The organism is Porcincola intestinalis (assembly GCF_009696445.1).
GTDB classification, from domain to species: domain Bacteria; phylum Bacillota; class Clostridia; order Lachnospirales; family Lachnospiraceae; genus Porcincola; species Porcincola intestinalis.
Genome location: NZ_VULZ01000001.1, coordinates 102138 through 125112, shown reverse-complemented (window position 1 = coordinate 125112; position 22975 = coordinate 102138). Strand labels below are relative to the sequence as shown.

The window sequence follows — 22975 nt, the reverse complement described above, 5'->3', positions numbered from 1 at the left end:
GAATCGCGCCTTCTGAGATGGTAATCTACAGGCAGAGTTGTTCACACAACAGCCACTCGGAGGGAAATTTATGTATGATGCTGTGATAATCGGCGCCGGTGTGACCGGTGCCGCTGCCGCATGGGCGCTGTCGCGTCTGTGTGCGAATATCTGCGTGCTCGAGCGCACGGAGGATGTCTGTACAGGGACATCCAAGGCGAACAGCGCCATCATCCACGGTGGCTTCGATCCGGCTGTGGGGTCGCTGATGGCGAAGCTGAACGTCCGCGGCAATGAGATGATGGACAGTCTGTGTGAGGATCTGGATGTTCCATTTCAGAGAAATGGAGCGCTCGTGGTCTGCACAGACGAGGCAAAGATGGGCGAGCTGGAGGCGCTGCTTGCGCGCGGAATTGCCAATGGTGTGAGCGGGTTCAGAATTGTCCGGGGAGAGGAACTTTTCCGGATGGAACCGAACCTGTCGGAGAACGTCACCGCGGCCCTCCGTGCGCCGACAAGCGGGATTGTCTGCCCGTTCGAGCTGACGCTTGCGCTTGCAGAGAACGCCTGCCAGAACGGCGTGGATTTTCATTTCCATGCTGAAGTGACGGACATCAGACGGGATGAGAAGGGGCTGTACCATGTGAAGGCGGGCGGGACGGAGTATGTCACGAGAGCTGTCATCAACGCTGCCGGTGTGTACGCGGATGAGATCCACAATATGGTCAGCACTCAGAAGATCCGGATCCGTCCAAGACGGGGAGAGTACTGTCTCTATGACCGGGCGCTTCAGGGGTACGTGCGGCATACGATCTTCCAGCTTCCGACGGAAAAAGGCAAGGGCGTGCTGGTGACGCCGACGGTTCACGGCAACATCCTGGCCGGACCGACCTCCGATTTTATCTCTGACAAGGAAGACACTGCGACGACGGCGGAAGGCATCGCGGAGGTTCTGGAGAAGGAGAATCTCTCTGTGAAGCCGCTGCCGGGAGGAAGGATCATCACCTCCTTCGCGGGACTTCGCGCGCACGGGGAGACGGGTGATTTCATCATCGGGGAGGCGGAGGGCGCGCCGCTGTTCTATGACCTGGCGGGGATTGAGTCGCCGGGCCTTTCCAGCGCACCGGCCATCGGAGAGATGACAGCCGCATGGGCAGAGAAGGCGCTTGGGCTTCAGAAGAAGGATCATGTCATCGAGAAGCGAACTGGCATCCCGCATTTTGCGGAGCTGCCGATTGAGGAAAAACAGAAACTGATCGCAAAGAATCCGCTCTACGGGCAGATCGTCTGCCGCTGCGAGATGGTGACGGAGGGTGAGATTGTCGATGCCATCCGACGTCCGCTCGGAGCCAGATCGCTCGATGGGGTCAAGCGCCGCACGAGGGCAGGGATGGGACGCTGCCAGTCCGGCTTCTGTCTGCCAAGGGTCTGCGAGATTCTCCACAGAGAGACAGGAATCCCGCAGGATATGATCACAAAATGCGGTGGAAATTCTAGGGTTGTCGTCGGCTATACCAAGGGAGAAAAAGAACCGCGTGACCGGGAAGATGGGAGGCACCCTCATGAAGAGATGTGACGTGGCCGTGATCGGAGGTGGGCCCGCAGGACTTGCCGCAGCCATCAGCGCCCGGCAGGCCGGTGCGAAGGAAGTCCTGGTGCTGGAGAGAAGCAGCGAGCCGGGCGGCATCCTGATGCAGTGCATCCACAACGGATTCGGCCTCCATACATTTGGAGAAGAGCTGACAGGGCCGGAGTATGCGGACCGGTTCGTCCGAAAGGCTGAGGCGTCCGGCGCACAGATCATGACCGGGACGATGGTGCTGGATGTAGGGGACAACCATGTGATCACGGCGATGAATGAGAAAGACGGACTCTTTCAGCTTCAGGCAGGTGCGGTTGTGCTGGCGATGGGCTGCCGGGAGCGCCCGAGAGGCGCGCTGAACATTCCGGGAACCCGTCCGTCCGGCATTTACACAGCCGGGACCGCGCAGCGGATGATCAACATTGAAGGTCTGATGCCGGGGAAGAAGGCAGTCATCCTTGGATCCGGAGATATCGGTCTGATCATGGCAAGGCGCATGACGCTAGAGGGCGCCAACGTACAGGCGGTCGTGGAGCTGATGCCGTATTCCACCGGTCTCCGCCGCAATATCGTGCAGTGCCTGGATGACTTCGGCATTCCGCTCCTCCTTTCGCACACCGTCATCCGGACCGAGGGCAGGGAACGGCTTGAGGCGGTTACGGTCGCAGAGGTCGATGCGCAGAGAAAGCCGATTCCGGGAACGGAGATCCGGTATGCATGCGACTGTCTGCTTCTTTCCTGCGGGCTCATCCCTGAAAATGAGCTCACGCGCAAGGCTGGCGCGGCGGTCAATCCCGTGACCGGCGGGCCGGTTGTGGATGATACATTTGAGACAAGCATCCCGGGAATCTTTTCCTGCGGCAACGTGCTCCATGTCCACGACCTGGTCGACTATGTCTCGGAGGAAGCCGGGATCGCAGGGAGACATGCAGCTGTCTACGCCGGGTGTCATCCGGCTGAAGACGTTCATATCCGGCAGACGGAGGGCAGCCTGAACGACCGGGATGCGGCTGAGCGGGAGAGACGCGGCAGAAGCCGGATCACACTTTCAGGTGAGAATGGCGTCCGTTATACGGTACCGGCCACGATCTACCCGGAGACGATGGATGAGAAGGTGACCATCCGCTTCCGGGTCGGGGCAGTATACCGGGATGTCTGGCTGAGCCTGTATCTGGATAGAGAACGGATTGTCCATCAGAAGAAACGGATCCTGACGCCCGGCGAGATGTGTCAGGTTTCTGTGACAAGGGAGCAGCTCTCAAAAGCAAAAGGGCAGCATCAGCTGACTGTCAGGATTGAGCGGGAATAATGAAATTGAGTCGAATAATAGCGGAGTGCGGTATGTTCTGCAGCAGATGCGAGCTGCCGGAAAGCTGGACAGGATCGGGTCAACGAAAAACGGCAAGTGGATTCTGAAAGAGTGATGACAGAGCTGTCAAAGTGCCGGATAAGCTCCAATCTTCACAAGGTGATCTTAAAATGCACCCTGGGATAATAAAATTTAACTTCTGGAAGTATACAAAGGAGAATCCGAAAGCCTTCTGTGTCTGCATCAACAGGGGTGAGGCATACTGCCCGGAGGAGATTGCGGACAGGGCTGGTGTGCATTGACGGGGAAATCGGAGAAGCACTGCAGAAACCGTTTTGGAAAATAGGGTCACTGGCTTTAAAAGCTTAGATCAATATTGACATGAAGTTGATACTTGGGTATTTACTTGGGTATTTTCATTTTAGAAAATAAAGCCATTGGCTCCAAAATACCAAATTGGAGAAACTCATTGTTTTCGAAAGAAAGCATTATCGGATCATTAACAAATCCCCAGAGAATTTCCGATACCTTTAAGAGTTCGGGAAGAAAAGAAATTTCGACGCCTACCATTGCAGAATATCTTACTTATCTTCAGGATGCGGGTCTGATATCAAAGGCAGAACGGTACGATGTCAAGGGAAGAAAATACATTTCTACGCCGGTGAAATATTACTATACGGATACCGGACTCAGAAACGCGCTTCTTCGATTCCGTCAGTATGAGGAAACTCATCTGATGGAAAATGTCATCTATAACGAGCTTTTGTATCGCGGGTATTCTGTTGATGTCGGTGTGGTTCCGGTTCGAACGACGGAAAACGGCTCATAAAGGCAGTAAGCGCTATTATTTTCAGTCAGCTTTTGCAATTCCTGATCAGGCAAAGATGAATCAGGAACAGGAATCGCTTGTTCACGTACCTGATTCGTTTAAGAAAATCATCATCACCAGCACAAATTCCCCTCTTTGGAGAAATGAGCAGGGAATTACGATCATGTCGATCTATGATTTTCTCCTGAATGACAACAGTCTTGAGTCTTGCTTATCCAAAATGTGCGACGCTGTCGCACAAATTATGCGTCTGGCGCAGCAGGGACAAATCATTGAAAGACCGGGAGACATAGCTTGATTGCTGAACGGGATATGGTATCTTTTATAGAGAGAGCAAGCTGACGATTGAGATAATGAAAGAAAGGAAATGACGACGATGACTCTGAAACTGTACATGTTTGAGACTTGTCCGTATTGCCAGCGCGTGCTGAAGACGATACAGAAGGCTGGCCGGACAGACGTGGAACTTCACGACATCCACAAGAATGAAGCAGACCGGCAGAAACTGATAGAAGCCGGCGGAAAGGAGCAGGTGCCTTGCCTGTTTATAGACGGAAAGCCGATGTACGAAAGCCTGGATATTATTGACTGGCTGGAGAGACATCCCCAGGAGAAAGCATGATCTGATCGCATTTGGACGGGAGGCCGCGATGGAGAAGAAAGAACTGACCTGCATCGGATGTCCGGTTGGGTGTTCGATTACTGTGAAGAGGGAAGGAGAGGAGATCGTCAGCGTCGAGGGTAACTCCTGCAGAATCGGAGATCGCTATGCGCGCTCTGAGGTGACAAACCCTGTCAGAACACTGACAAGCACGGTGCTCATCACAGACGGCGTCATACCGAGAGTTTCCGTCCGCACAACCCAGGCAGTACCGAAGGGGAAAATCGCGGACTGCATGCGGGAAATCGACAGACTGAGGCTTCAGGCACCCGTCCCAATCGGTGAGACCATCCTGAAGGACATCGCCGGTACCGGCGTGGATGTTATCGTCACAAAAAATGTCGATCGGATATGACGTTGATGTCATCCGCAGCATTCTGCTCCAGCTTGACGTCATCGCGATGAAAAACGTTGATTGTTTTTGACTGCACCGGTATTCTATATGAACCGCGCTGGCTTTGCTTTCAGGCCAGGGCGGTCACTTTTTCATCGGATAAACTGGTCGATGGCCTTGTTGACTTTTTCAATGGATTCCTTGTCCTGCTCCTCCACGGCCTCCACGATGCAGTGCTCCAGATGCTCCTTGAGGAGCGCCTTGCCGGCGTTGTTGATCTCTGCCTTGACGGCAGCCAGCTGGATCAGAACATCCGAGCAGTCCTGCCCGTTTTCGATCATTCGCTTCACAGCCTCCAGATGTCCGATTGACCTGGAGAGGCGGTTTACAATCTTCCGCATCTCGGCAGGAGAGTGGGTGTGGGAGTGAGAGTGCTCATGTGTATGAAATTCGCCATCGGAATGGTTGTGTGGCGTGATATTCAGCGATTCTTCTGACACGAAGAAACTCCTTTCAGTATGGGGTTGTCCGGATGACCGCTGTGTTCCAGCACTTTCCGGCGGACTTCCGCGGCCGGGACGCCAAATGTTTCCGCCGCCGCTGCAACCTGGTCATATTCCGGTTTCAGCCGCACTGCTCCGTATCCCTTCGATCTTTTGACAGGGATGGAGGCGGTCTTCTGGCTGTCTTCCGACGCCGGTGTTCCGAAATCGGCTTCTGAGAGCGTGACGGTTTCAAAGCTGGATGTCATGATGCAGCGCTGGCAGATCTTTTCCCGGACGCCAAGTGTTGTCGTATACGCAAAAAACGCTTTGATGACAGAAGCCTTCTGTTCTCTGTGGCAGAGGGCGCTCAGGACGACGCCCGGCCTGGTTTTTTTCATGCCAGCCGGCGTTGTGAACACATCGAGGGCGCCGGCTTCAAAAAGCCGATCCATCGCGAAGGACAGATCCTCCGGCGTCATGTCGTCGAGGTTGCAGGACAGCTCGGATACCTCGTCGCAGGCACCGTCTTGTCCGTCTTCATCGTCCGTTGTCTGCCCGAGCAGCGCACGAACACAGTTCGCCCTGCTGAAGTCTTTCTTCCCCATGCCATAGCCGATGCCATTGATGGTCATCTCCGGCATCCTTCCGAACGCATTCACGAAAAAGCCGGCCAGCGCAGCCCCCGTCGGGGTCAGAAGCTCGCCGCCCTCTGTTCCGGAGAGACAGGGAATCTGCATCTCTTTCAGAATAAAAGCGGTGGCCGGTGCCGGTACAGGGAGCAGACCATGGGCGCACCGCACGGTACCGCTGCCTGTCGCCATAGGGGAGGCGATCACCTTGTCCGGACGAATCATCCGCATCAGAAGGCAGACGGAGACGATGTCAGCAACCGCGTCTTTTTCCCCAACCTCATGGAAATGAATCTGATCCACTTCCACGCCGTGCGCGTGGCTTTCAGCCGCTGCCAGCAGGCGGTAGACCTGCTGTGCATCCGTCTTCACGGCATCCGGAAGGTTCAGGCCTCCGATCATCTCATGAATCTCAGCCAGGCCATGGTGGTGGTGCGCGTGGACATGTGTATGAGCATGATCAGGTACATCCGCCTCCTCGCTGCCATCCACGAGGACTGTCATATGCGTTCCGGTGATGCCGCACTTCTCTGAGCGTTCAGCTTGAACCGATACCCCGTCAAGCCTGAGATGGTTCATCGCGGACAGATAGCCTTCCTGCTCTTTTCTGGAGAGCAGTTCAAAAAGCGCCGCGGAGAGCATATCGCCGGCGGCGCCCATTCCTAGGTCAAGATAGAGAACCCTCATTGCTCTGCCTCCCTGTATCCCTTGAGGTGATTGATCATGCTTGCAAAATAGGCTGCGCCGAACCCATTGTCGATGTTTTCGACACACATTCCGCTGGCGCAGCAGTTCAGCATGGAGAGGAGCGCTGAGACACCATGGAAGGAGGTGCCATATCCGACGCTGGTCGGAACTGCGATGATCGGACAGTCCGCAAGCCCTGTCACGACAGCCGGGAGAGCGCCCTCCATTCCGGCGATTGTGATGATAACGGTTGCGTCCATGATCTCCGGGAGGTGCGCAAGCAGCCGGTGAAGGCCTGCGACACCAGCATCGTAGATGCGGACAACCTCATTGCCAAGCGCCTCGGCCGTGACGGCGGCTTCCTCGGCAACCGGGATGTCGGAGGTACCGGCTGTCATGACCAGAATCCGTCCGATTCCGTCAGGCCTCGGACAGCTTCCGATCACAGCGATTCTTCCGCTCTCATTGTAGAAGAATTCCGCCTGCCATCTGCCTGCAGCCTGCATTCTGACCTGCTCTGCCTTCTCCTTGTCAAGCCGCGTGACCAGGATGGTTTTCTGGCCATTTTCAAGCATCGATCCGGCAATACCCGTGATCTGCTCCGCTGTCTTGCCGGCTCCGAAAATCACCTCGGCCGTACCTGTCCGCACTCCGCGCTGGAGGTCGACCTTGGCGTATCCAATGTCGTCGAACGGTTTCATGCGCAGTTTCATAAGAGCATCATCGACATCTGTCGAACCGTTCTGAACCGAAGAGAGCAGCGCTCTCAGCTCTTTTTCATCCATCCCATTCTGCCTCATGTTCTGCCTGCAGATACAGCTTGCCGGTCCAGAACCTCGTTCATGCTTCCCGTCCGGTATCCCATCAGGTCGAGCGTTACATAAGCAAAGCCGAACCCGTGCAGCTGTTCATATACGCTGCGCCGCAGCGTTTCATCCGAAAACCGGGCAATTTCATCCGGCAGAACTTCGATCCGCGCCAGATTTCCATGGATCCGGACCCGGACTTGTCGGAAACCGAGATCGATGAGCAGCTGTTCCGCCTGATCCACCATCGACAGCTTTTTCTCGGTAATCTCCTCGCCGTAGACAAAACGTGAGGACAGGCAGGCGTATGAGGGCTTGTCCCAGGTCGGGAGATTCCGTTCCTTCGACAGAAGCCGGATCTCCTCCTTCCCGAGCCCCGCTTCTCTCAGCGGGCTGCGGATCCCAAGCTCTGCGACTGCCAGAAGACCCGGCCGGTAGTCTCCGTTGTCGTCCAGATTGGAGCCTTCCGCAATTTCGCGGATGCCCTCGCGGGCGGTCAGATCCTTCAGCTTCGTGAACAGTTCTTTTTTGCACAGATAGCAGCGGTTCACCGGATTATGGCGGAAGCCGTCGATATCCAGCTCCTCCGATTCCACGATATAGTGCCGGATGCCGTGTGCCTTGCAGTACTCCTGCGCCTCATCCCGCTCCCGTTTCGGAAAGGAACAGGACACGGCCGTTACGGCTGCCGCTTTGTCTCCGAGAACGTCTACTGCGGTGTCCAGCAGAAACGTCGAGTCCACGCCGGAGGAGAAGGCCACCGCCACGCTTCCGTAGGAAGCCAGAATCGCTCTGAGCTTATTGTATTTTTCATGAAGGATATCTGTCTGTGCCTGGTTTGTCATATGGATTGGTCATATATCCTTTCTATAGCATTTTTTTGTCTTTCTTCCGAATACGATCTATTATACATGATTCCGCAGACCCCACCACTGAAACTTTCGGACACACCGGGGGTGATGAAGCTCCGCGATGAAGCTCCCATAGCCGCAAACCATTCCCCTGGGGTTCTATATCATTGGGGTATCGTTTTGCAGTGAAGGGGCGCCTGCATGATCTGGATATACCGACTTTTTTGCAATGAGATCAAGAATATCGGAATGGATACCGTGTCATTCGATGCGGAATTTGAAAAAGCGGTCAGCCTTGAACGGGCTGGCCGCTTTCATTCGTGCCGCTGATTGATACCACCAGTATACCATCAGTTGTCGTACCGCCATCTTCGATCGGTCAGAACGCGGGCGAAGAGCAGGCCGAGCGGCATGCAGACAACCATCAGGATGGCCTTGGTCATCCAGCCCATGCCGACGGAAAGGGCGCCGGTTCCAAGATAATATACCGACTTGTACATGAACATCCCCGGCACCATGATGACGATCGAGGGGACGGTCAGCGCGATGCGCGGATATCCGAGCCTGTGATGCACCTTCGAGGCGATGAGGCCGGAGACCAGCGCGTCGATAAAGGCGGCTGCCGCCCCCGGAATTCCGAACAGATCGATGAGCTCGAGACGGAGGGTGTTGGAAATCATGCCGATCAGGCCCGCTGTCGCGGACATCTTCGGGCTGCTGTTATACATCGTCGAGAAACCGAACACGCCGCAGAAGGAGGCCGGGAGCCGGAGCAGAAACAGCGTCAGCGGGCTGAGTCCAAGCGGAAGAAAATTGCCGGGCTGGATGTGCATGAAGTATGCCACCAGCCAGCCGGTCATCGTCCCGGATACGATGATGACCAGGGCGTGTCCGAGGCGCTCGAGGCCGGACCGCATATCCTGCTTGGCCATATCAAGACCGCTTGTGATCAGCGGAAAGCCTGGGATGATGAACAGCATGGAGCCGATGTATCCGGCCTCATGGGAGGTTTCGACGTGGAACAGAAAGCGCAGCAGCAAAAACACCAGCTCGTAGGAAAGGCAGGCTGCCGCAACGCTTGTGCAGATTGCGAGAACAAGCTGCAGTTTCCTGCCGAGCATCTTTTTGCGGACATAGTGCCCGATGGCAGCGCCGACAAAGGCACCCGCCATCTCGGTCAGCCCGCCTCCCAGGAGAAATGTAAAGGAACTGCAGGCCAGCCCGGAGGCGAGACCTGCACTGACATTGCCCCAGTGCTGGGGCGCTTTGTCGATCTCGTCCAGCATCCGGTGGACTTCCCCAAGGGTATAGTTGCCGTCATGGAGCACCATTTCGTCCATGAAGTTTTCCATCTGCATGAGCTTCTCGGTGTTCACGCCGGTACCTGTGAGGGTCAGGCTCTCGGAATAAAACTGGTCATTGTCAGAAACAGAGAAGTTGATCGAGGTCAGTCCGACGTCCGCGGTGACGGCGACGCCGATGACACGGCCTAAGATGTTCATCGAATCCCTGACTCGCCAGGCGCCTGTTCCGCAGGAAAGCTCAATCATCCCGGCACGTCCGATCAGCGTTGCACGGTCCTTGATACTGGCTTTTTTAATCGGAACGGATTCATCCCTGACGCTGTCATGCCAGGGGATCATGACATGGTTTTTTCCGAAAAACTCCATCTTTTCAGCAATGACGGCACACATGAAACAGTTCTCCTTTTTCTGTATCACTCTTCTTGAAACCGCGGGTTATTCTACCATGATCGGATGGTTTTTTCCACAGCCAGCCTGAAGGCATGTTCAAAATAGACCATCCCGGCAGACTTGCATGAACAACTTCCGGATGGTAACATGACGAAAGATGCCGTTCACCTGGAAACGTCTGGAGAAAGAACGGAAAAGTTCGGGAGAAGCCCGGAAAAGATTGCGGGAAATCCGGGGGAAATGTCAGGAAAGATTCAGAAAGCAGGAGATGAGCGAGATGGAGAGCAGCCAGGGAACCTCTGAAATCAGACGGCAGCAGACCGTGGAGTGTCGTGACCGTCAGCGCGGGATGCAGGATGGGAGCAATGGAGAAAGGCATGCCGGTATGAGCGATGACGCACTCGGAGGACTTCTGAATATTCTGAGACAGCGCGGGGAGACGGTCACGACGGTGGAGTCGCTGACAGCAGGGCTGATATCCGCGCGGATAGCGGATATCCCGGGAGCTTCTGACGTGATGAAACGGGCTTATGTGACCTACTGCGACGAGGCCAAGCATGAGATGGTAGGGGTAAGCCGCCAGACGCTTGAGACATATACAGCAGTCAGCGCTCAGACAGCGCAGGAGATGGCGATTGGCGGCGCGCGGCAGGCACACGCCGCGCTTTGTCTGGCGGCGACGGGGTATGCCGGCCCGCCGTCCGGTCCGGATGACCATTCCGTCGGACTCGTCTACCTTGGCTGCTGCTACAGGGGACAGGTAACGGTGGAGGAGCATCACTATCAGGGAAGCCGGAACGAGGTGCGGGAAGCTGCAAGGGAGGATGCGCTTTGCCTGATGGCAAAGGCACTTGCCTGGTAAGGGCGGCAGAGCAGACAAACCAGACAAACCAGAACCGGGAGAAAAAAGTGTTTTTCCGTGCAGGGATGCGGCTGTGGCGGAGGATGGAAGGACTGACGCTGTCCCGGGGATGGAAAATGCTTCCTGCATGGATGGAGCAGATCGATGGAAAGAACAAGGAGAACACAGAAGACACCGGGCAAGCACGGGATCAGGAAACGGCTGACAGGCCTGCTTCTGCTGATCGGCGTACCGCTGACAGCGATGTCCGTCTACCTTCTGATCGCGCTGCACAGCTATGCCGGGGCGTATGATGAGATTGTCTCGAACCTGACGGTTGCCGGAAGCTACAATCTCGACTTCAGAAATGAACTGGACGAGAGTATCTACAAGCTGGTGGTCCGGGGGCTTCCGATGGAAGAGGCGCTTGAGGATGACAGCACGATGGCGGATCCTTATGCCCAGATCGATGAACTGAGACATGATTTCAAGCGTCTTGAGGGCATCACGACAGACAGCCAGAGCAGGCAGTGGCTCGGCAGCCTGCTGCGCAATATCAATACATTGAAGGAGCGGCTGGACGATATCAAGGATAGTCTGGCGAAGGGCGGCAGTTACCAGGAAAACCTGGACATGCTCGACAACAACATCTATATCCTGACCGAGCTGATCCAGGATGACATCCAGTATTACATCTACTATCAGACACGGAGCATCGAGGGGCTGAAGGAAGGACTCAATGCCGCCGTCCGGGACATGATGATTTTTTCCTGTATTCTGCTGGCGGCGTTGATTATTGCGGTTCTGGCATGGGGCGCGCGCATCGTCCGGAGCATCACAAGGCCGCTGGAGGAGCTCGTGCAGGTCACGTCCCGGATCGCGAGGGGAGATTTTGAGGCCAGGGCCGCGGACAAGGGCGGAAAGGATGAGATTGCGGCGCTCTCGGATTCGGTCAATGACATGGCCAGGCATCTGGACATCATGGTCCGCCAGATCAAGGAGGACGAGCGGCGGATGCGGTGGCAGGAGCTCAGGCTCCTCCAGGAACAGATCAATCCGCATTTCCTCTATAATACGCTCGATACGATTGTCTGGCTGATCGAGGGCGGAAAGTACGACGATGCCGAGGATATGATCATGTCGCTCTCAACCTTCTTCAAGCTGGTGCTCAGCCGCGGACGGGAGATCATCACGGTTCGGGAGGAGGAGCAGCACATCCTGAGTTACCTGCAGATCCAGCGGTACCGCTACAGCGATCTGCTTTCCTACGAGATTGCGATCGACCCGTCTCTGTATCCCTACGGGATTCCGAAAATGACGCTCCAGCCGCTTGTCGAGAATGCGCTTTATCATGGCATCAAGCACCGGCGGTCGCTCGGCAGGCTGATCATCACGGGAGAGATGGAGGACGGAAATCAGATGTGCTTCAAGGTAAAGGATGATGGCGTCGGAATGAGCGGGGAGGAGCTTCGGAAGCTTCAGGAGGAGGTTCAGAAGCCCAGCTCCCAGACCGAGAGCGGATATGGCATGGCGAATGTCAGCGAGCGGATCCGCATGAATTATGGGAAACCGTATGGACTCAGCATCGATTCTGTCCAGGGCAAGGGGACGGTTGTGACGGTCCGGCTGCCGGCGCTCGAGGCCGGAAAGCCAGGGGAGGAGGCGCTTTCATGAAACGGAAGTGGACTTTTGCCGCCCTGCTGACCATGAGCTCCCTGTGCGCGGCCCTCACGGGCTGTGCGTTCAGGCCGCAGTCGGTTGTGCGGCAGGCAGACACGGAACATGAACCGGGCAGCAGCCAGATCATGGTGGGATACTCGCAGATTGGAAGCGAGTCCGCATGGAGGACGGCGAATACGCAGTCCTTCCAGGAGACGTTCAGTCCGGAGAACGGATATTTTTTCCTGTTTGACAACGCGCGGCAGAAGCAGGAGAACCAGATCAAGGCGATCCGGAGCTTCATTTCCCAGCAGGTGGATTACATTGTGTTCTCACCGGTGACGGAGGATGGCTAGGACACCGTCCTCGGGGAGGCAAAGGATGCAGGTATTCCGGTCATTGTCTCCGACCGGTCGGTCGATGTGGAGGATGAGAGTCTGTACACTGCCTGGGTCGGGGGTGACATGACCGCGGAGGGCGTCCGCGCGGGAAAATGGCTGGAGCAGGATCTTGAGAAGAGCGGAAGAGCGGATGCGGATATCAATCTCGTTGTGCTGCAGGGAACTGCCCGCTCCTCCGCCCAGGTCGGACGGTCAAAGGGCTTTGAGGAAGTCGCGAAACAGCATCCGAACTGGCACATCCTGGCGCGTCAGGATGCGGAGTTCACGACAGCACGGGGCAAGGAGGTCATGGAGCATTATCTGAAAAGCTTTGACCGGATTGATGTTCTTGTATCGCAGAACGACGATATGACATTCGGGGCGATGGAGGCGATGGACGAGGCCGGTGTGACCTACGGAAAGGACGGACAGGTGACGGTCATTTCCTTCGACTCCGTGAAGAAGGCGCTGGAGATGGTCCGGGACGGGAAGATCAACGCGGATATCGAGTGCAGTCCGTTGCTCGGACCGTATGTGGACAGGCTGATCAAGAAGCTGGAGGCAGGCGAAAGCGTGCCGCGTTCCAATCCGGTCGACGAGAAGGTCTTCACGCAGGAGAACGTCGCCCGGTATCTGCCGGACCGGCGGTACTGAGCGGCTGTCGGCGGGAACTCAGAAAGAAGCGAAAGAAGCAAAAGAGGCAAAAGAAGTAAAAAGAAGTAAAAGAAGCGGAAGAGGGAAGCATGTGGAAAGTATTTCTGGCGGAAGATGAGCGGGTGGTGCGCGAGGGACTCAGGGACAATATCCCCTGGGAGCAGCATGGATTCGAGTTTGCGGGGGAAGCGGGAGACGGGGAGCTTGCGCTTGCGGGGATCCGGCGGACAAAACCGGATCTGCTGATCACAGACATCCGGATGCCGTTCATGGACGGGCTGACGCTGTGTCATATGGCTCATCAGGAGAATCCGAAGATCCGGGTGATCATCATCAGCGGCTATGATGATTTCGAATATGCGCGCCGGGCCATATCCGAGGGAGTGGACCGGTATCTGTCAAAGCCCGTCACCCGGAAGGTGATGGAGAGCGCGCTTGAGGAGGAGAGAAAGAAGCTGGACCAGGAGCTGGAGCAGGAGCAGTATCTCCAGCAGTACCGCGCGGAACGGCAGGAGTATGAGCAGTTCTACCGCCGTGTCTTTTTTGAGGATGTCTTCAAGGGCAGGCTTACCTTCGAGGAAATGTACAGCCAGGCAGGGCGCCTCGGGCTGGAGCTGGACAGCCCGTGCTACAACCTGCTGTTCTTCAGCCTCAGTGACGGCATGGACCGCGCAAGAGAGGTGCTCAGTCAGTATTTTCTGAGATACACCCAGTTTTTCTATTTCCACTGGACAATCGACTCGTTCGGTGCGCTGATCCGGGGAGACCGGGAGGGAGTGGATGCCTGCACAAAGGCTGCGCTTGTCGAGATTGAGAGAGCCTGCTCAGAGGACAATCCGACGGGCCGGTGGTATGCCTGTGCGGGGCAGAGCGTGGAACGCTTCAGCCAGCTGAAGGACTGCTACCGGGATCTGAGCCGTATTTTCTCCCTTCGTTTTCTGAGCCCTGAGGAGCATATCCTGACCAGAGAGATGGCGGAAATGATGCTGGATGGAAGGGACAGCAGCCAGCTGGAGGCCATCGATGTCAACAAGGTGAATCCGGCGATCGTGCGCGGCTTTCTGGAGCAGGGCAGTCTGGACGAGGCGGAGGAGTTCGCGCAGGCCTATATCTCGAGCGTGTCGGAAATTTTGTCCTCCCGCATATTCAGGGATTACCTGCTGTTAAATCTGCAGTTTACGGTCATCGCGTTCGTGGAGTCGATCGGATTTGACAGAGATGAGCTTCCGGGGAGCAGTGCTGCGGAGCTGAGGACACTCACGAGCCCGGAGGATATCTGCGCGTACACAAGGCGCCTTCTGGAGGGCGCCATCAGGCTGAAGCAGCAGCGGGAGACCGAGCGCAACGGAGGACTGATCGACCGGGCGAAGGCTTATGTTGCGGCGCACTATGCGGAGGAGAGTCTGTCACTGAACAGCGCGGCGGGTGAGTGCGGTGTCAGCCCGAATTATTTCAGCGCGATCTTCAGCCAGCAGATGAAGCAGACCTTCATCGAATATGTGACGGCGGCGCGGATGGAGAAGGCGAAGGAGCTGCTGCGGACGACCACCCTGCGCTCATCTCAGATCGCTTCGCAGATCGGGTACAAGGATGCGCATTATTTCAGCTTTGTCTTCCGAAAGACGCAGGGGATGACACCGAGGGAGTACCGGCAGAACAGCAGTCCCGTGGCCTGAAGCTCTAAATCGCCCGGATACTTTTCCCGGGCCGGAGGATCCACGGGACAGAGTCCGGAAGGCTGCTGTGTCCGCTCATCGCACCGATCAGAGTCCGGGCAGCGGTCTGCCCGGGCTCGTGCTTTTCATGCGCCATCGAGACGAGGCTGACGCCGCCTGCCTGGCTGAGGTAGCTTCCGTCGAAGCCTCCAATGCTCAGGTCCTCCGGGACACGAATGCCGGCGGCACGGCAGGCACGCTCGAGATGCCAGGCAATCAGGTCATTCTGGCAGAGGATACCGGTCAGGCTGTGTGCCCGCCGCATCAGAAAGTGCTGAAGGATTGCCAGCAGGTGCCGCGGCTCCTTCTCCTCGATATCCGTGAAGATATCTCCGGTCAGCCAGAGGATATCCTCCGGAAGCGGGAGATACCCGGCCTCCTTCAGGGCACAGACAAAGCCGAAGTAGCGCTCCTGCCCGCGGGATGTGTCGGACAGGAAGATTCCTCCAAGCTGCCGGTGCCCGCATCTGAGAAAATATCTGCACAGTGCCTGTCCCGCGCTTCTGTCATCTTCATGTACAGAAACGAGACCGGCGAGATTCGGACAGACGCCCCCGATGACGGCAACCGCGGTCTTTCGGGCGGACAGGATCCCGATCAGGTCTGCGTTCGGAGTCGGGAGGGCGCTGTGGCAGCACTCCAGAAGCAGGCCGCGCGGCGGATCGGCGCAAAGCCGGGTCAGGATTTCCCGCTCCTCCCTGAGGCTTCCGTGCGAGGCGCAGATGGAGATGCTGTAGCGGGCGGCGCGCAGGACAGAGGACACATCGTTGATAAGGGATGGATAGGTGTAGGAGCTGTCAGAGGAAAGAAGCAAGACAACCTGGTTTTTCTCCGTCTCCGGAAGGAGGCCCGTCAGCGTGGTGCCGCTTCCTCTGCGGCTGACAATCAGCCCGTCTGCCTCCATCTGGCGGAGCGCCCGCAGAACCGTCTGACGGCTGACGCCGTAGCGCTCCTGAATCTGCAGCTGCGTGAAGAATGCAGTTCCTTTCTTTAACAGATCCGGAATCTGCCCGCAGAGCGCGCCATACAATTCCTGATATTTCAGGTTTTTTCTGCAGCTGTTACCTGTGTTTTGCATCATTTTTCACTTTTCCTCTGTGAAGGCAGCCCGGCGAACCTTCCCAAAACGGGAAGATTTTCCACACATGCATCACTCGTCATGAGTAATAATTTCCCTTTTGATTCTCGTTCTATCTTTTGACGGATGCCCCTGCGTCTGTCTGACAGATCCGGATCGTAAGAAAATACCCCTCTTTTGAGCAAATCTTAAAAAATCACCCGGTCTGGAATCGCTGTCTGGGAGATATGTACTTTTATTGTCTTATAATAGCGCAAATATGTATTGTCAAACAAGCTGATTCTTATGAAAACTGACAGATTCGTATTGAGAGAACAGGATTTGTTTATATAATTGTACATGAAAGGGAGGACGGAGGGTGTTCTTCCAAAAACAACCAATTGTTTTACAGATGGAGGAAAAGACATGAAAAAGTTACTCGCAATCGCAGTCATCGGAGCAGCTGCAATGGGAATGGCGATGACAGCCAACGCAGCAGACCTGATCAAGGTCGGATATGCACAGGTCGGACATGAATCTGACTGGCGTACAGCCAACACGAAGAACTATCAGGATACCTTCACAGAGGATAATGGCTATTCTCTGGAGCTGGTTGACTGCGATAACGACCATGCGAAACAGATCGAGGCAGTCCGTAACTTCATCCAGGAGGGACTGGACTACATCATCATTGCACCGATTCAGTCTGCAGGCTGGGACACCGTCCTGCAGGAAGCACAGGATGCCGGCATTCCGGTAATCATCGCTGACCGTGAGATCGACGCAGACGAGTCTCTGTACACCGCATGGGTCGGAACTGCTCCGCATGATGAGGGCGTGACGGCAGGAAAGTGGCTCGGCGAGCAGCTCGGTGACAAGGAAGCGAACATCCTTCAGATCGAGGGTTCTGTCGGTGCTTCCGCGGCAATCGGAAGAACAGAGGGCTTCCAGGAGGAAGTTGACAAGCACGACAACTGGAAGATCCTGGACAGCCAGTCCGGCGACTTCACACAGGACGGCGGCCAGCAGGTCATGGAGTCCTTCATCAAGAGCTATGAGGGCAAGTTCAATGTCGTTGTCTGCCAGAACGACAACGAAGCATACGGCGCAATGGATGCGATGGATGCAGCAGGCATCACCTACGGTGTAGACGGCGATGTGACACTCATTTCCTATGACGCAACTCATGACGGACTTCAGTACACGCTGGATGGAAAGTTCAACCTCGATGTCGAGTGCAACCCGATCCAGGCACAGACCGTCTCCGATGTTATCCAGAAGATCCAGAACAAGGAAGACTATGAGAAGAAGACCTTGATCAAGGATGAGGCCTTCAATGCTCCTGGCATCAAGTCCGAGTTCGCAACAGAGATCACCAAGGACATCCTTGACAAGCGCGCATATTGATGAAAGCTTAAGCAGGCAGGGGCTTTGATCCAGCCGGCAGGAGGGGAGAAAACCTGAGAAGGCTTTTCTCCCCTTCTTTTTGAAGGCGACCGTTCAGCATCGGGGATGAAGGTGGAGACGTGTTCACCGAGGGCGGCTGCAGGCAGGACAGCAGGAGGAGTGGAATGGAAGACAATGTAATACTGACGATGAGAGGAATCTGCATGACATTTCCGGGTGTCAAGGCGCTCGATCATGTAGACTTCACGCTGCGAAAAGGGGAGATCATGGCGCTGATGGGCGAGAATGGCGCCGGGAAATCGACTCTGATCAAATGCCTGACAGGCGTCAACAAATTTGAAGCGGGGGAGATTCATCTGGAGGGGATAGACGGGGCGATTGTCAACAAGGACACGCTGGATGCCCAGAAGAAGGGGATCTCAACCGTGTACCAGGAGGTCAACCTGTGCCCGAATCTGTCGGTCGCGGAGAATCTGTTTATCGGGCGGGAGCCGATGACAAAGTTCCATACAGTCGACCGCCGCGCGATGAACAAGCGGGCGGAGGAGCTGATGAAGAGCCTGAATCTTCCGGTTGATGTGCGCAGGAAGCTGGAGGACTATTCGATCGCGCTCCAGGAGATGGTGGCCATCGCCCGTGCGGTGGATATGGACTCGAAGGTCCTGATCCTGGATGAGCCGACCTCCTCGCTCGATGACCAGGAGGTTGAGAAGCTGTTTACGATGATGCGCGCGCTGAAGAAGAAAGGCGTCGGCATCATCTTTGTCACGCATTTCCTGGAACAGGTCTATGAGGTCTGCGATTCCATCACGGTTCTCAGAAATGGACGTCTGGTCGGTTCCTATTCGGTGGCGGAGCTGCCGAGGGTGCGTCTCGTTGCGGCGATGCTTGGTAAGGACTTCGATGACCTGGCCGCCATCAAGACGGACAGCACCGAGGACAAGTCGAAGGCTCCGGTTTATCTCGAGGCAAAGGGGCTGAGCCATACCGGGACGATCAAGCCGTTTGACCTGACGATTCACAAGGGAGAGGTCATCGGGCTGACAGGACTTCTCGGGTCCGGCCGAAGCGAGATGGCCCGTGTCATCTACGGTGCGGACAGAGCCTCCACCGGCAGCATCAGCATCAATGGGAAACCTTCAAAGATCAAGGCACCGATCGATTCGATGATGCTCGGCATGGGCATGCTTCCGGACGACCGGAAGGTCGAGGGAATCATCGGGGACCTTTCGGTTCGGGAGAATATCTGCCTTGCGATCCAGGCGAAGGCCGGGATCTTCAAAAAGATTCCGATGCAGAAGCAGATCGAGATCGCGGACAAGTACATCAAGCTTCTCGAGATCAAGACGGCAAGCCGTGAGACACTCGTCAAACAGCTGTCGGGCGGCAACCAGCAGAAGGTCATCCTGGCCCGGTGGCTTGCGACAAACTGTGATTTCCTGATTCTGGACGAGCCGACGCGAGGCATCGACATCGGGACGAAGACGGAGATCCAGAAGCTGGTCATTCAGCTGGCGAAGGAAGGAAAGAGTCTGATATTCATTTCCTCGGAGATAGAGGAGATGCTTCGTACCTGCAACCGGATGGTTGTCCTGAGAGACGGGGCGAAGGTCGGAGAGATTGAAGGACGCGACATGAATCAGATGTCGGTCATGGATGCAATCGCAGGAGGTGCGGAGAAATGAGTAAACTGAAAGCACTGACGCACAGAAAACTGTTTCTGCCGATCGTCAGCATGATTCTGGTCATGCTGATCAACGTCATCTATGACACAGCGACCGGCAGCGCACCATTCTCGTTCTTCTATATCACGGTGAAGAACGGTGTTCTCTATGGAAGACTGATCGATGTCCTGAACCGCGGCAGCGAGATCGCGATTCTGGCCATCGGAATGACGATTGTCGTGTCAGCGTCGGCCGGAACCGATATTTCCGTCGGCTCGGTCATGGCGCTCTATTCCGCAGTCTGCTGCGTGACGCTTGCAGGCTTCGGGGTCACAAACACCAGCACCTATGCCAGACCGCTGATTGTCGGCATCCTGCTCGGCATTCTGGTCTGTGTCCTGTGCGGCGCGATCAACGGATTCTTTGTCGCCTACCTGAACATTCAGCCCATGGTGGCCACGCTGATCCTTTGGTCGGCCGGCCGGGCGATCGGGCTTCTGCTCTGCAACAGCCAGTATGTCTATATCCGTGTTCCGTCCTTCCGTGTCATAGGCGGCTACATCGGTTTCCTTCCGACACCGATTCTGGTTGTCGCCATCTGCATCACGGTCATGACGCTGTTTCTGAAGTTCACGGCGCTCGGAACCTATGTGCAGTCTGTCGGGATCAACAAGAAGGCGGCGCGGATTGCCGGCTTCAATTCGGCGCGGATCATCTTTCTGGCCTATGTCATCTGCGGTCTGTGCGCGGGGCTTGCGGGGATGGTTGCGACCTCCCGCATCTACTCGGCTGACACGAACAACATCGGTCTGAACATGGAGCTGGATGCCATCCTTTCTGTCGCACTTGGCGGAAACAGTCTGGCCGGCGGCAAGTTCTCGCTGGCAGGTTCCCTGATCGGAGCCTACACCATCCAGGCCATCACGACGACCATGTACGCGCTCGGTGTGGATCCGGCACAGGCACCGGTCTTCAAGGCAGTCGTGGTTCTGATCATCGTTGTCATCCAGGCGCAGCCGGTGAAGGATTTCTTCGCGGCGCGCGCGGCAAGAAAAGCAGTGAAGGAGGCGGCATAACATGAATAAGAAGAGAAGCGTCAATGTGCTGCTTCTGATCACGATCCTGCTGTTCGTCGTGATGTATATAGCAGGCATTGTCATCTACGGAAGCAAAGGCTTTACGCATTTTCAGACATTTCTGAATATCCTGATCAACAACGCAGGACTGATCTGCGTGACCTGCGGCATGACCTGCGTCATGCTGACCGGCGGGATCGACATCTCCGTCGGTTCTCTGGTCGCGATGGACTGCATGATCATCGCAGTCGGTGTCACCCGCTGGATGTGGCCGGCATGGGCGCTGATTCTGTTTATCCTGGCGGTAGGCGTTCTGTTCGGGCTTGTCCAGGGCTTCTGCATCGCGTACCTGGAGATCCAGCCGTTCATCATCACGATGGCCGGTATGTTCTTCGCAAGAGGCATGACGGCCGTTCTGGATGTTCATCAGATCTCTGTCACGGATGAGACGTTCACGAAGCTGTCCAGCCTGAAGATCACGCTTCCGTTCGGCGGATACACAAACCCGAAAGGCATGTATGTGGCTCCGTTTATCCGGATTTCCGTGATCATCGCGCTGATTGTTGTCCTGCTGACCGGCTTCATGCTGCGCAAGACCCGCTTCGGACGCAGTCTGTATGCGGTCGGCGGAAACCAGGTCAGCGCGACCCTGATGGGGCTGGATGTCAAGAAGACGCAGCTTCGGGCGTACGTGCTCTCCAGTGTGCTGACCAGCATCGGCGGCTTCTGCTACGTTCTGAACACGATGTGCGGCACCACGACGCAGGCGGTCGGCATGGAAATGAGCGCCATATCCTCCGCGGTCATCGGCGGGACGCTTCTGACCGGCGGTGTCGGCACGATCATCGGCTCCGTCTTTGGCGTGCTGATCAACGGAACAATCTCGTCACTTGTCAAATTCAACGGACATCTGCTCGCCTCCTGGGCGAACATCGTGACAGCCTTTCTGCTGATGCTCTTCATCGTATTGCAGGCTGTGTTCGCGAAGATCCGTGAGATGCAGAAGAAATAAGGAGGCGGCAGAATGGAACGTGCTGGGAACGATCACAAGGAGCGGATCTGCATCATCGGAGGCGGGCCGGCGGGTGTCTCCGCCGCCATGTATCTCCAGAAAAAGGGATATCACCAGGTCGAGATCTATGAGAAGCTGAATAAGGTCGGAGGCAAGGCCTGGTCGCCCAGATTCGAGGTGAACGGCGAAAGCCGTGCCTATGAGATGGGTGCGATCATGGGGGCAAAGACCTACTATGCGGTCCATGAGCTGGAGCGGTTTGCGGGAATCGATCACGACGGCCCAGAGATGCGCCGGATGTACAGGAATGCAGACGGGCAGGAAATCTTTCCGTTTGACCCGCAGAAGGAATTTTCCTTCGGCAAGCTTGCCGGGCTGCTCCGGATGAAGAGTCAGATGAAGAAGCTCGTGAAGATCATGGACACAAAGTACAAGGGCTATGATCTGTATGGCCACGTCGGCGTGGCGAAGGGCCGGTACTCCGGACTTTCCAAGGAAGAAAGCCGGGCGCTTCACAGGGTCAGCGGTGTGAACCCGAACTTGAAGGACCTGGCGCTTCCATTTGACGAATTCTGCAGAAAGAACGGGGTCGAGGATGTCCAGAAGATCTGGATTGCACCCTTTACCTCCTTCGGATATGGGTTCTTCGATGAAATCCCGGCTGCCTATGTCATGAAGTATCTCGATACGACGACGGCCATCGAGTTCATTGCGATGCGGCTCTGGACCTGGAAGGACGGGACCCAGAGCATCTACGAGGCAGTCAACAGAAAGCTGGAGAACCCGGTTCACCTGAACACGGAGGTTGTGAAGGTGGAACGTCCGGATGACGGGAAGGTCTATGTGACGGTGCGCCAGGATGGAACCGAGCGGACAGAAGTGTTCGACAGGCTGATCATCACGACCCCGCTCGATCATTTCCTGACCTATGCGGATGCGGACGAGGACGAGCACACCCTGTTCACAAAGATCCGGCATGAGGAGTACGTCGACTTCCTCGCAACGTTCCGGCCGAATGACGGCCCGACGATTTCCGGCTATATTTTCGACAACATGACACCTGAACGGAGAGGCCATGCGATGGTATACTATCATCGGTGGAAGGACCTGACCGACAACTGTCCGTGCTCGGTGTATGCGCTCCGGAACCATGCCGGAGACGAGGATGTGCCGTATGATGAGACGATCCGGAAGATGACGGACGATATGGCGATCTGCGGATTCCCTCTGCAGAAACGGCTGATTGAGCAGGAGACCTACTACTGCCCGCATGTAACGCCTGAGGATTACGCAGCCGGCTGGTATGACAGGCTGGACGCGCTGCAGGGCAGACGCGGGACGTACTATGCGGGGGAGATTCTCTCCTTCGGCGATATGGAGGATACTTGCGCATCCTCACGCGACATCGTCGGCAGATTCTTCTGACTGAATGCCGGATGCCCTTGGCTTTGCAGTGCTGTGAGGCGGTGGGACGGCACCGCCGGTGGGATTTCTGACTGAATGCCGGATGCCCCTGGCTTTGCAGTGCTGTGAGGCGGTGGGACGCCGCCGCCGGGGGAGGTCCTGACTGAAAAAAGGACCTCGGGCTTTGTGGAAGGGCATATGAGCGTCTGAGTGAGATGTGTGGAAAAGGAGTGTACAGATATGATCAGCGATGATCCGAA

21 protein-coding genes and 1 pseudogene are annotated in these 22975 nt (G+C 56.1%); 16 read left to right on the top strand and 6 right to left on the bottom strand.

Annotated elements, in window-relative coordinates; translation table 11 throughout:
• Window positions 1-70 precede the first annotated feature (70 nt).
• From FYJ35_RS00555 to FYJ35_RS00535, 6 genes are all read left to right on the top strand, one after another.
• Window positions 71-1555, top strand: a complete 1485-nt coding sequence (locus FYJ35_RS00555; protein ID WP_154521594.1) for an NAD(P)/FAD-dependent oxidoreductase — start codon at window positions 71-73, stop codon at window positions 1553-1555.
• The gene (locus tag FYJ35_RS00550) at window positions 1542-2870 is read left to right on the top strand and encodes an NAD(P)/FAD-dependent oxidoreductase (RefSeq protein ID WP_154521591.1); all 1329 of its coding nucleotides are present in this window, start codon (window positions 1542-1544) and stop codon (window positions 2868-2870) included. The genes FYJ35_RS00555 and FYJ35_RS00550 overlap by 14 nt, the downstream gene beginning before the upstream one ends.
• Window positions 2871-3339: 469 nt before the next feature.
• The gene (locus tag FYJ35_RS15035) at window positions 3340-3699 is read left to right on the top strand and encodes a DUF4143 domain-containing protein (RefSeq protein ID WP_331469081.1); all 360 of its coding nucleotides are present in this window, start codon (window positions 3340-3342) and stop codon (window positions 3697-3699) included.
• A 55-nt stretch (window positions 3700-3754) separates the two neighbouring features.
• Window positions 3755-3997, top strand: a complete 243-nt coding sequence (locus tag FYJ35_RS15030) for a hypothetical protein (protein WP_331469080.1) — start codon at window positions 3755-3757, stop codon at window positions 3995-3997.
• A gap of 78 nt (window positions 3998-4075) precedes the next feature.
• A complete protein-coding gene (locus FYJ35_RS00540) occupies window positions 4076-4321 on the top strand; it encodes a glutaredoxin family protein (RefSeq protein ID WP_154521588.1) in 246 nt (81 codons plus the stop codon).
• A 28-nt stretch (window positions 4322-4349) separates the two neighbouring features.
• A complete protein-coding gene (locus FYJ35_RS00535) occupies window positions 4350-4715 on the top strand; it encodes a DUF1667 domain-containing protein (RefSeq protein WP_154521585.1) in 366 nt (121 codons plus the stop codon).
• A 131-nt stretch (window positions 4716-4846) separates the two neighbouring features.
• Here the strand turns inward: FYJ35_RS00535 and FYJ35_RS00530 are convergent, their stop codons facing one another.
• From FYJ35_RS00530 to FYJ35_RS00510, 5 genes are all read right to left on the bottom strand, one after another.
• Entirely contained in the window at window positions 4847-5194 is a 348-nt protein-coding gene (locus FYJ35_RS00530; RefSeq protein WP_328597012.1) for a metal-sensing transcriptional repressor, read from the bottom strand.
• On the bottom strand, window positions 5176-6495 hold the full coding sequence (gene larC / locus FYJ35_RS00525; RefSeq protein ID WP_154521582.1) for a nickel pincer cofactor biosynthesis protein LarC: 1320 nt from the start codon (window positions 6493-6495) through the stop codon (window positions 5176-5178). Before larC ends, FYJ35_RS00530 begins: the two co-directional genes overlap by 19 nt.
• Entirely contained in the window at window positions 6492-7280 is a 789-nt protein-coding gene (gene larB / locus FYJ35_RS00520) for a nickel pincer cofactor biosynthesis protein LarB (RefSeq protein WP_154521579.1), read from the bottom strand. Before larB ends, larC begins: the two co-directional genes overlap by 4 nt.
• Window positions 7281-7291: 11 nt before the next feature.
• Window positions 7292-8146 (bottom strand): ATP-dependent sacrificial sulfur transferase LarE, encoded by an 855-nt coding sequence (larE, locus tag FYJ35_RS00515; RefSeq protein WP_154521576.1) that lies wholly within the window; start codon window positions 8144-8146, stop codon window positions 7292-7294.
• A gap of 356 nt (window positions 8147-8502) precedes the next feature.
• Window positions 8503-9846, bottom strand: coding sequence for a threonine/serine exporter family protein (locus FYJ35_RS00510; RefSeq protein WP_154521573.1), 1344 nt, complete (start codon window positions 9844-9846; stop codon window positions 8503-8505).
• 277 nt (window positions 9847-10123) lie between these two features.
• Here FYJ35_RS00510 and FYJ35_RS00505 point away from each other — a divergent pair, with 277 nt between their 5' ends.
• The 5 genes and pseudogenes from FYJ35_RS00505 (at window position 10124) to FYJ35_RS00490 (ending at window position 15056) form a co-directional block, all read left to right on the top strand.
• Window positions 10124-10708 carry a CinA family protein gene (locus FYJ35_RS00505; protein ID WP_235906280.1) on the top strand — a complete coding sequence of 195 codons (585 nt, stop codon included), beginning with the start codon at window positions 10124-10126 and terminating at the stop codon, window positions 10706-10708.
• Window positions 10709-10852: 144 nt separating this feature from the next.
• Window positions 10853-12361 carry a sensor histidine kinase gene (locus FYJ35_RS00500; RefSeq protein ID WP_154521570.1) on the top strand — a complete coding sequence of 503 codons (1509 nt, stop codon included), beginning with the start codon at window positions 10853-10855 and terminating at the stop codon, window positions 12359-12361.
• A complete protein-coding gene (locus FYJ35_RS14515; RefSeq protein ID WP_235906279.1) occupies window positions 12358-12702 on the top strand; it encodes a type 1 periplasmic-binding domain-containing protein in 345 nt (114 codons plus the stop codon). The genes FYJ35_RS00500 and FYJ35_RS14515 overlap by 4 nt, the downstream gene beginning before the upstream one ends.
• 15 nt (window positions 12703-12717) lie before the next feature.
• A pseudogene (locus tag FYJ35_RS14510) lies at window positions 12718-13380 on the top strand (substrate-binding domain-containing protein); the annotation flags it as partial.
• Window positions 13381-13469: 89 nt separating this feature from the next.
• A complete protein-coding gene (locus FYJ35_RS00490; RefSeq protein WP_154521567.1) occupies window positions 13470-15056 on the top strand; it encodes a response regulator in 1587 nt (528 codons plus the stop codon).
• Between the two features lie 4 nt (window positions 15057-15060).
• Here the strand turns inward: FYJ35_RS00490 and FYJ35_RS00485 are convergent, their stop codons facing one another.
• Entirely contained in the window at window positions 15061-16176 is a 1116-nt protein-coding gene (locus tag FYJ35_RS00485; protein ID WP_154521564.1) for a GntR family transcriptional regulator, read from the bottom strand.
• 402 nt (window positions 16177-16578) lie between these two features.
• Here FYJ35_RS00485 and FYJ35_RS00480 point away from each other — a divergent pair, with 402 nt between their 5' ends.
• The 5 genes from FYJ35_RS00480 (at window position 16579) to FYJ35_RS00460 (ending at window position 22736) form a co-directional block, all read left to right on the top strand.
• The gene (locus FYJ35_RS00480) at window positions 16579-17559 is read left to right on the top strand and encodes an ABC transporter substrate-binding protein (RefSeq protein ID WP_154521561.1); all 981 of its coding nucleotides are present in this window, start codon (window positions 16579-16581) and stop codon (window positions 17557-17559) included.
• Between the two features lie 164 nt (window positions 17560-17723).
• A complete protein-coding gene (locus FYJ35_RS00475; protein WP_154521558.1) occupies window positions 17724-19244 on the top strand; it encodes a sugar ABC transporter ATP-binding protein in 1521 nt (506 codons plus the stop codon).
• Window positions 19241-20299 (top strand): ABC transporter permease, encoded by a 1059-nt coding sequence (locus tag FYJ35_RS00470; RefSeq protein ID WP_154521555.1) that lies wholly within the window; start codon window positions 19241-19243, stop codon window positions 20297-20299. The genes FYJ35_RS00475 and FYJ35_RS00470 overlap by 4 nt, the downstream gene beginning before the upstream one ends.
• A 1-nt stretch (window position 20300) precedes the next feature.
• On the top strand, window positions 20301-21311 hold the full coding sequence (locus tag FYJ35_RS00465; protein WP_154521552.1) for an ABC transporter permease subunit: 1011 nt from the start codon (window positions 20301-20303) through the stop codon (window positions 21309-21311).
• 12 nt (window positions 21312-21323) lie between these two features.
• Window positions 21324-22736, top strand: a complete 1413-nt coding sequence (locus tag FYJ35_RS00460) for an FAD-dependent oxidoreductase (protein WP_154521549.1) — start codon at window positions 21324-21326, stop codon at window positions 22734-22736.
• The last annotated feature ends 239 nt before the right edge of the window (window positions 22737-22975 follow it).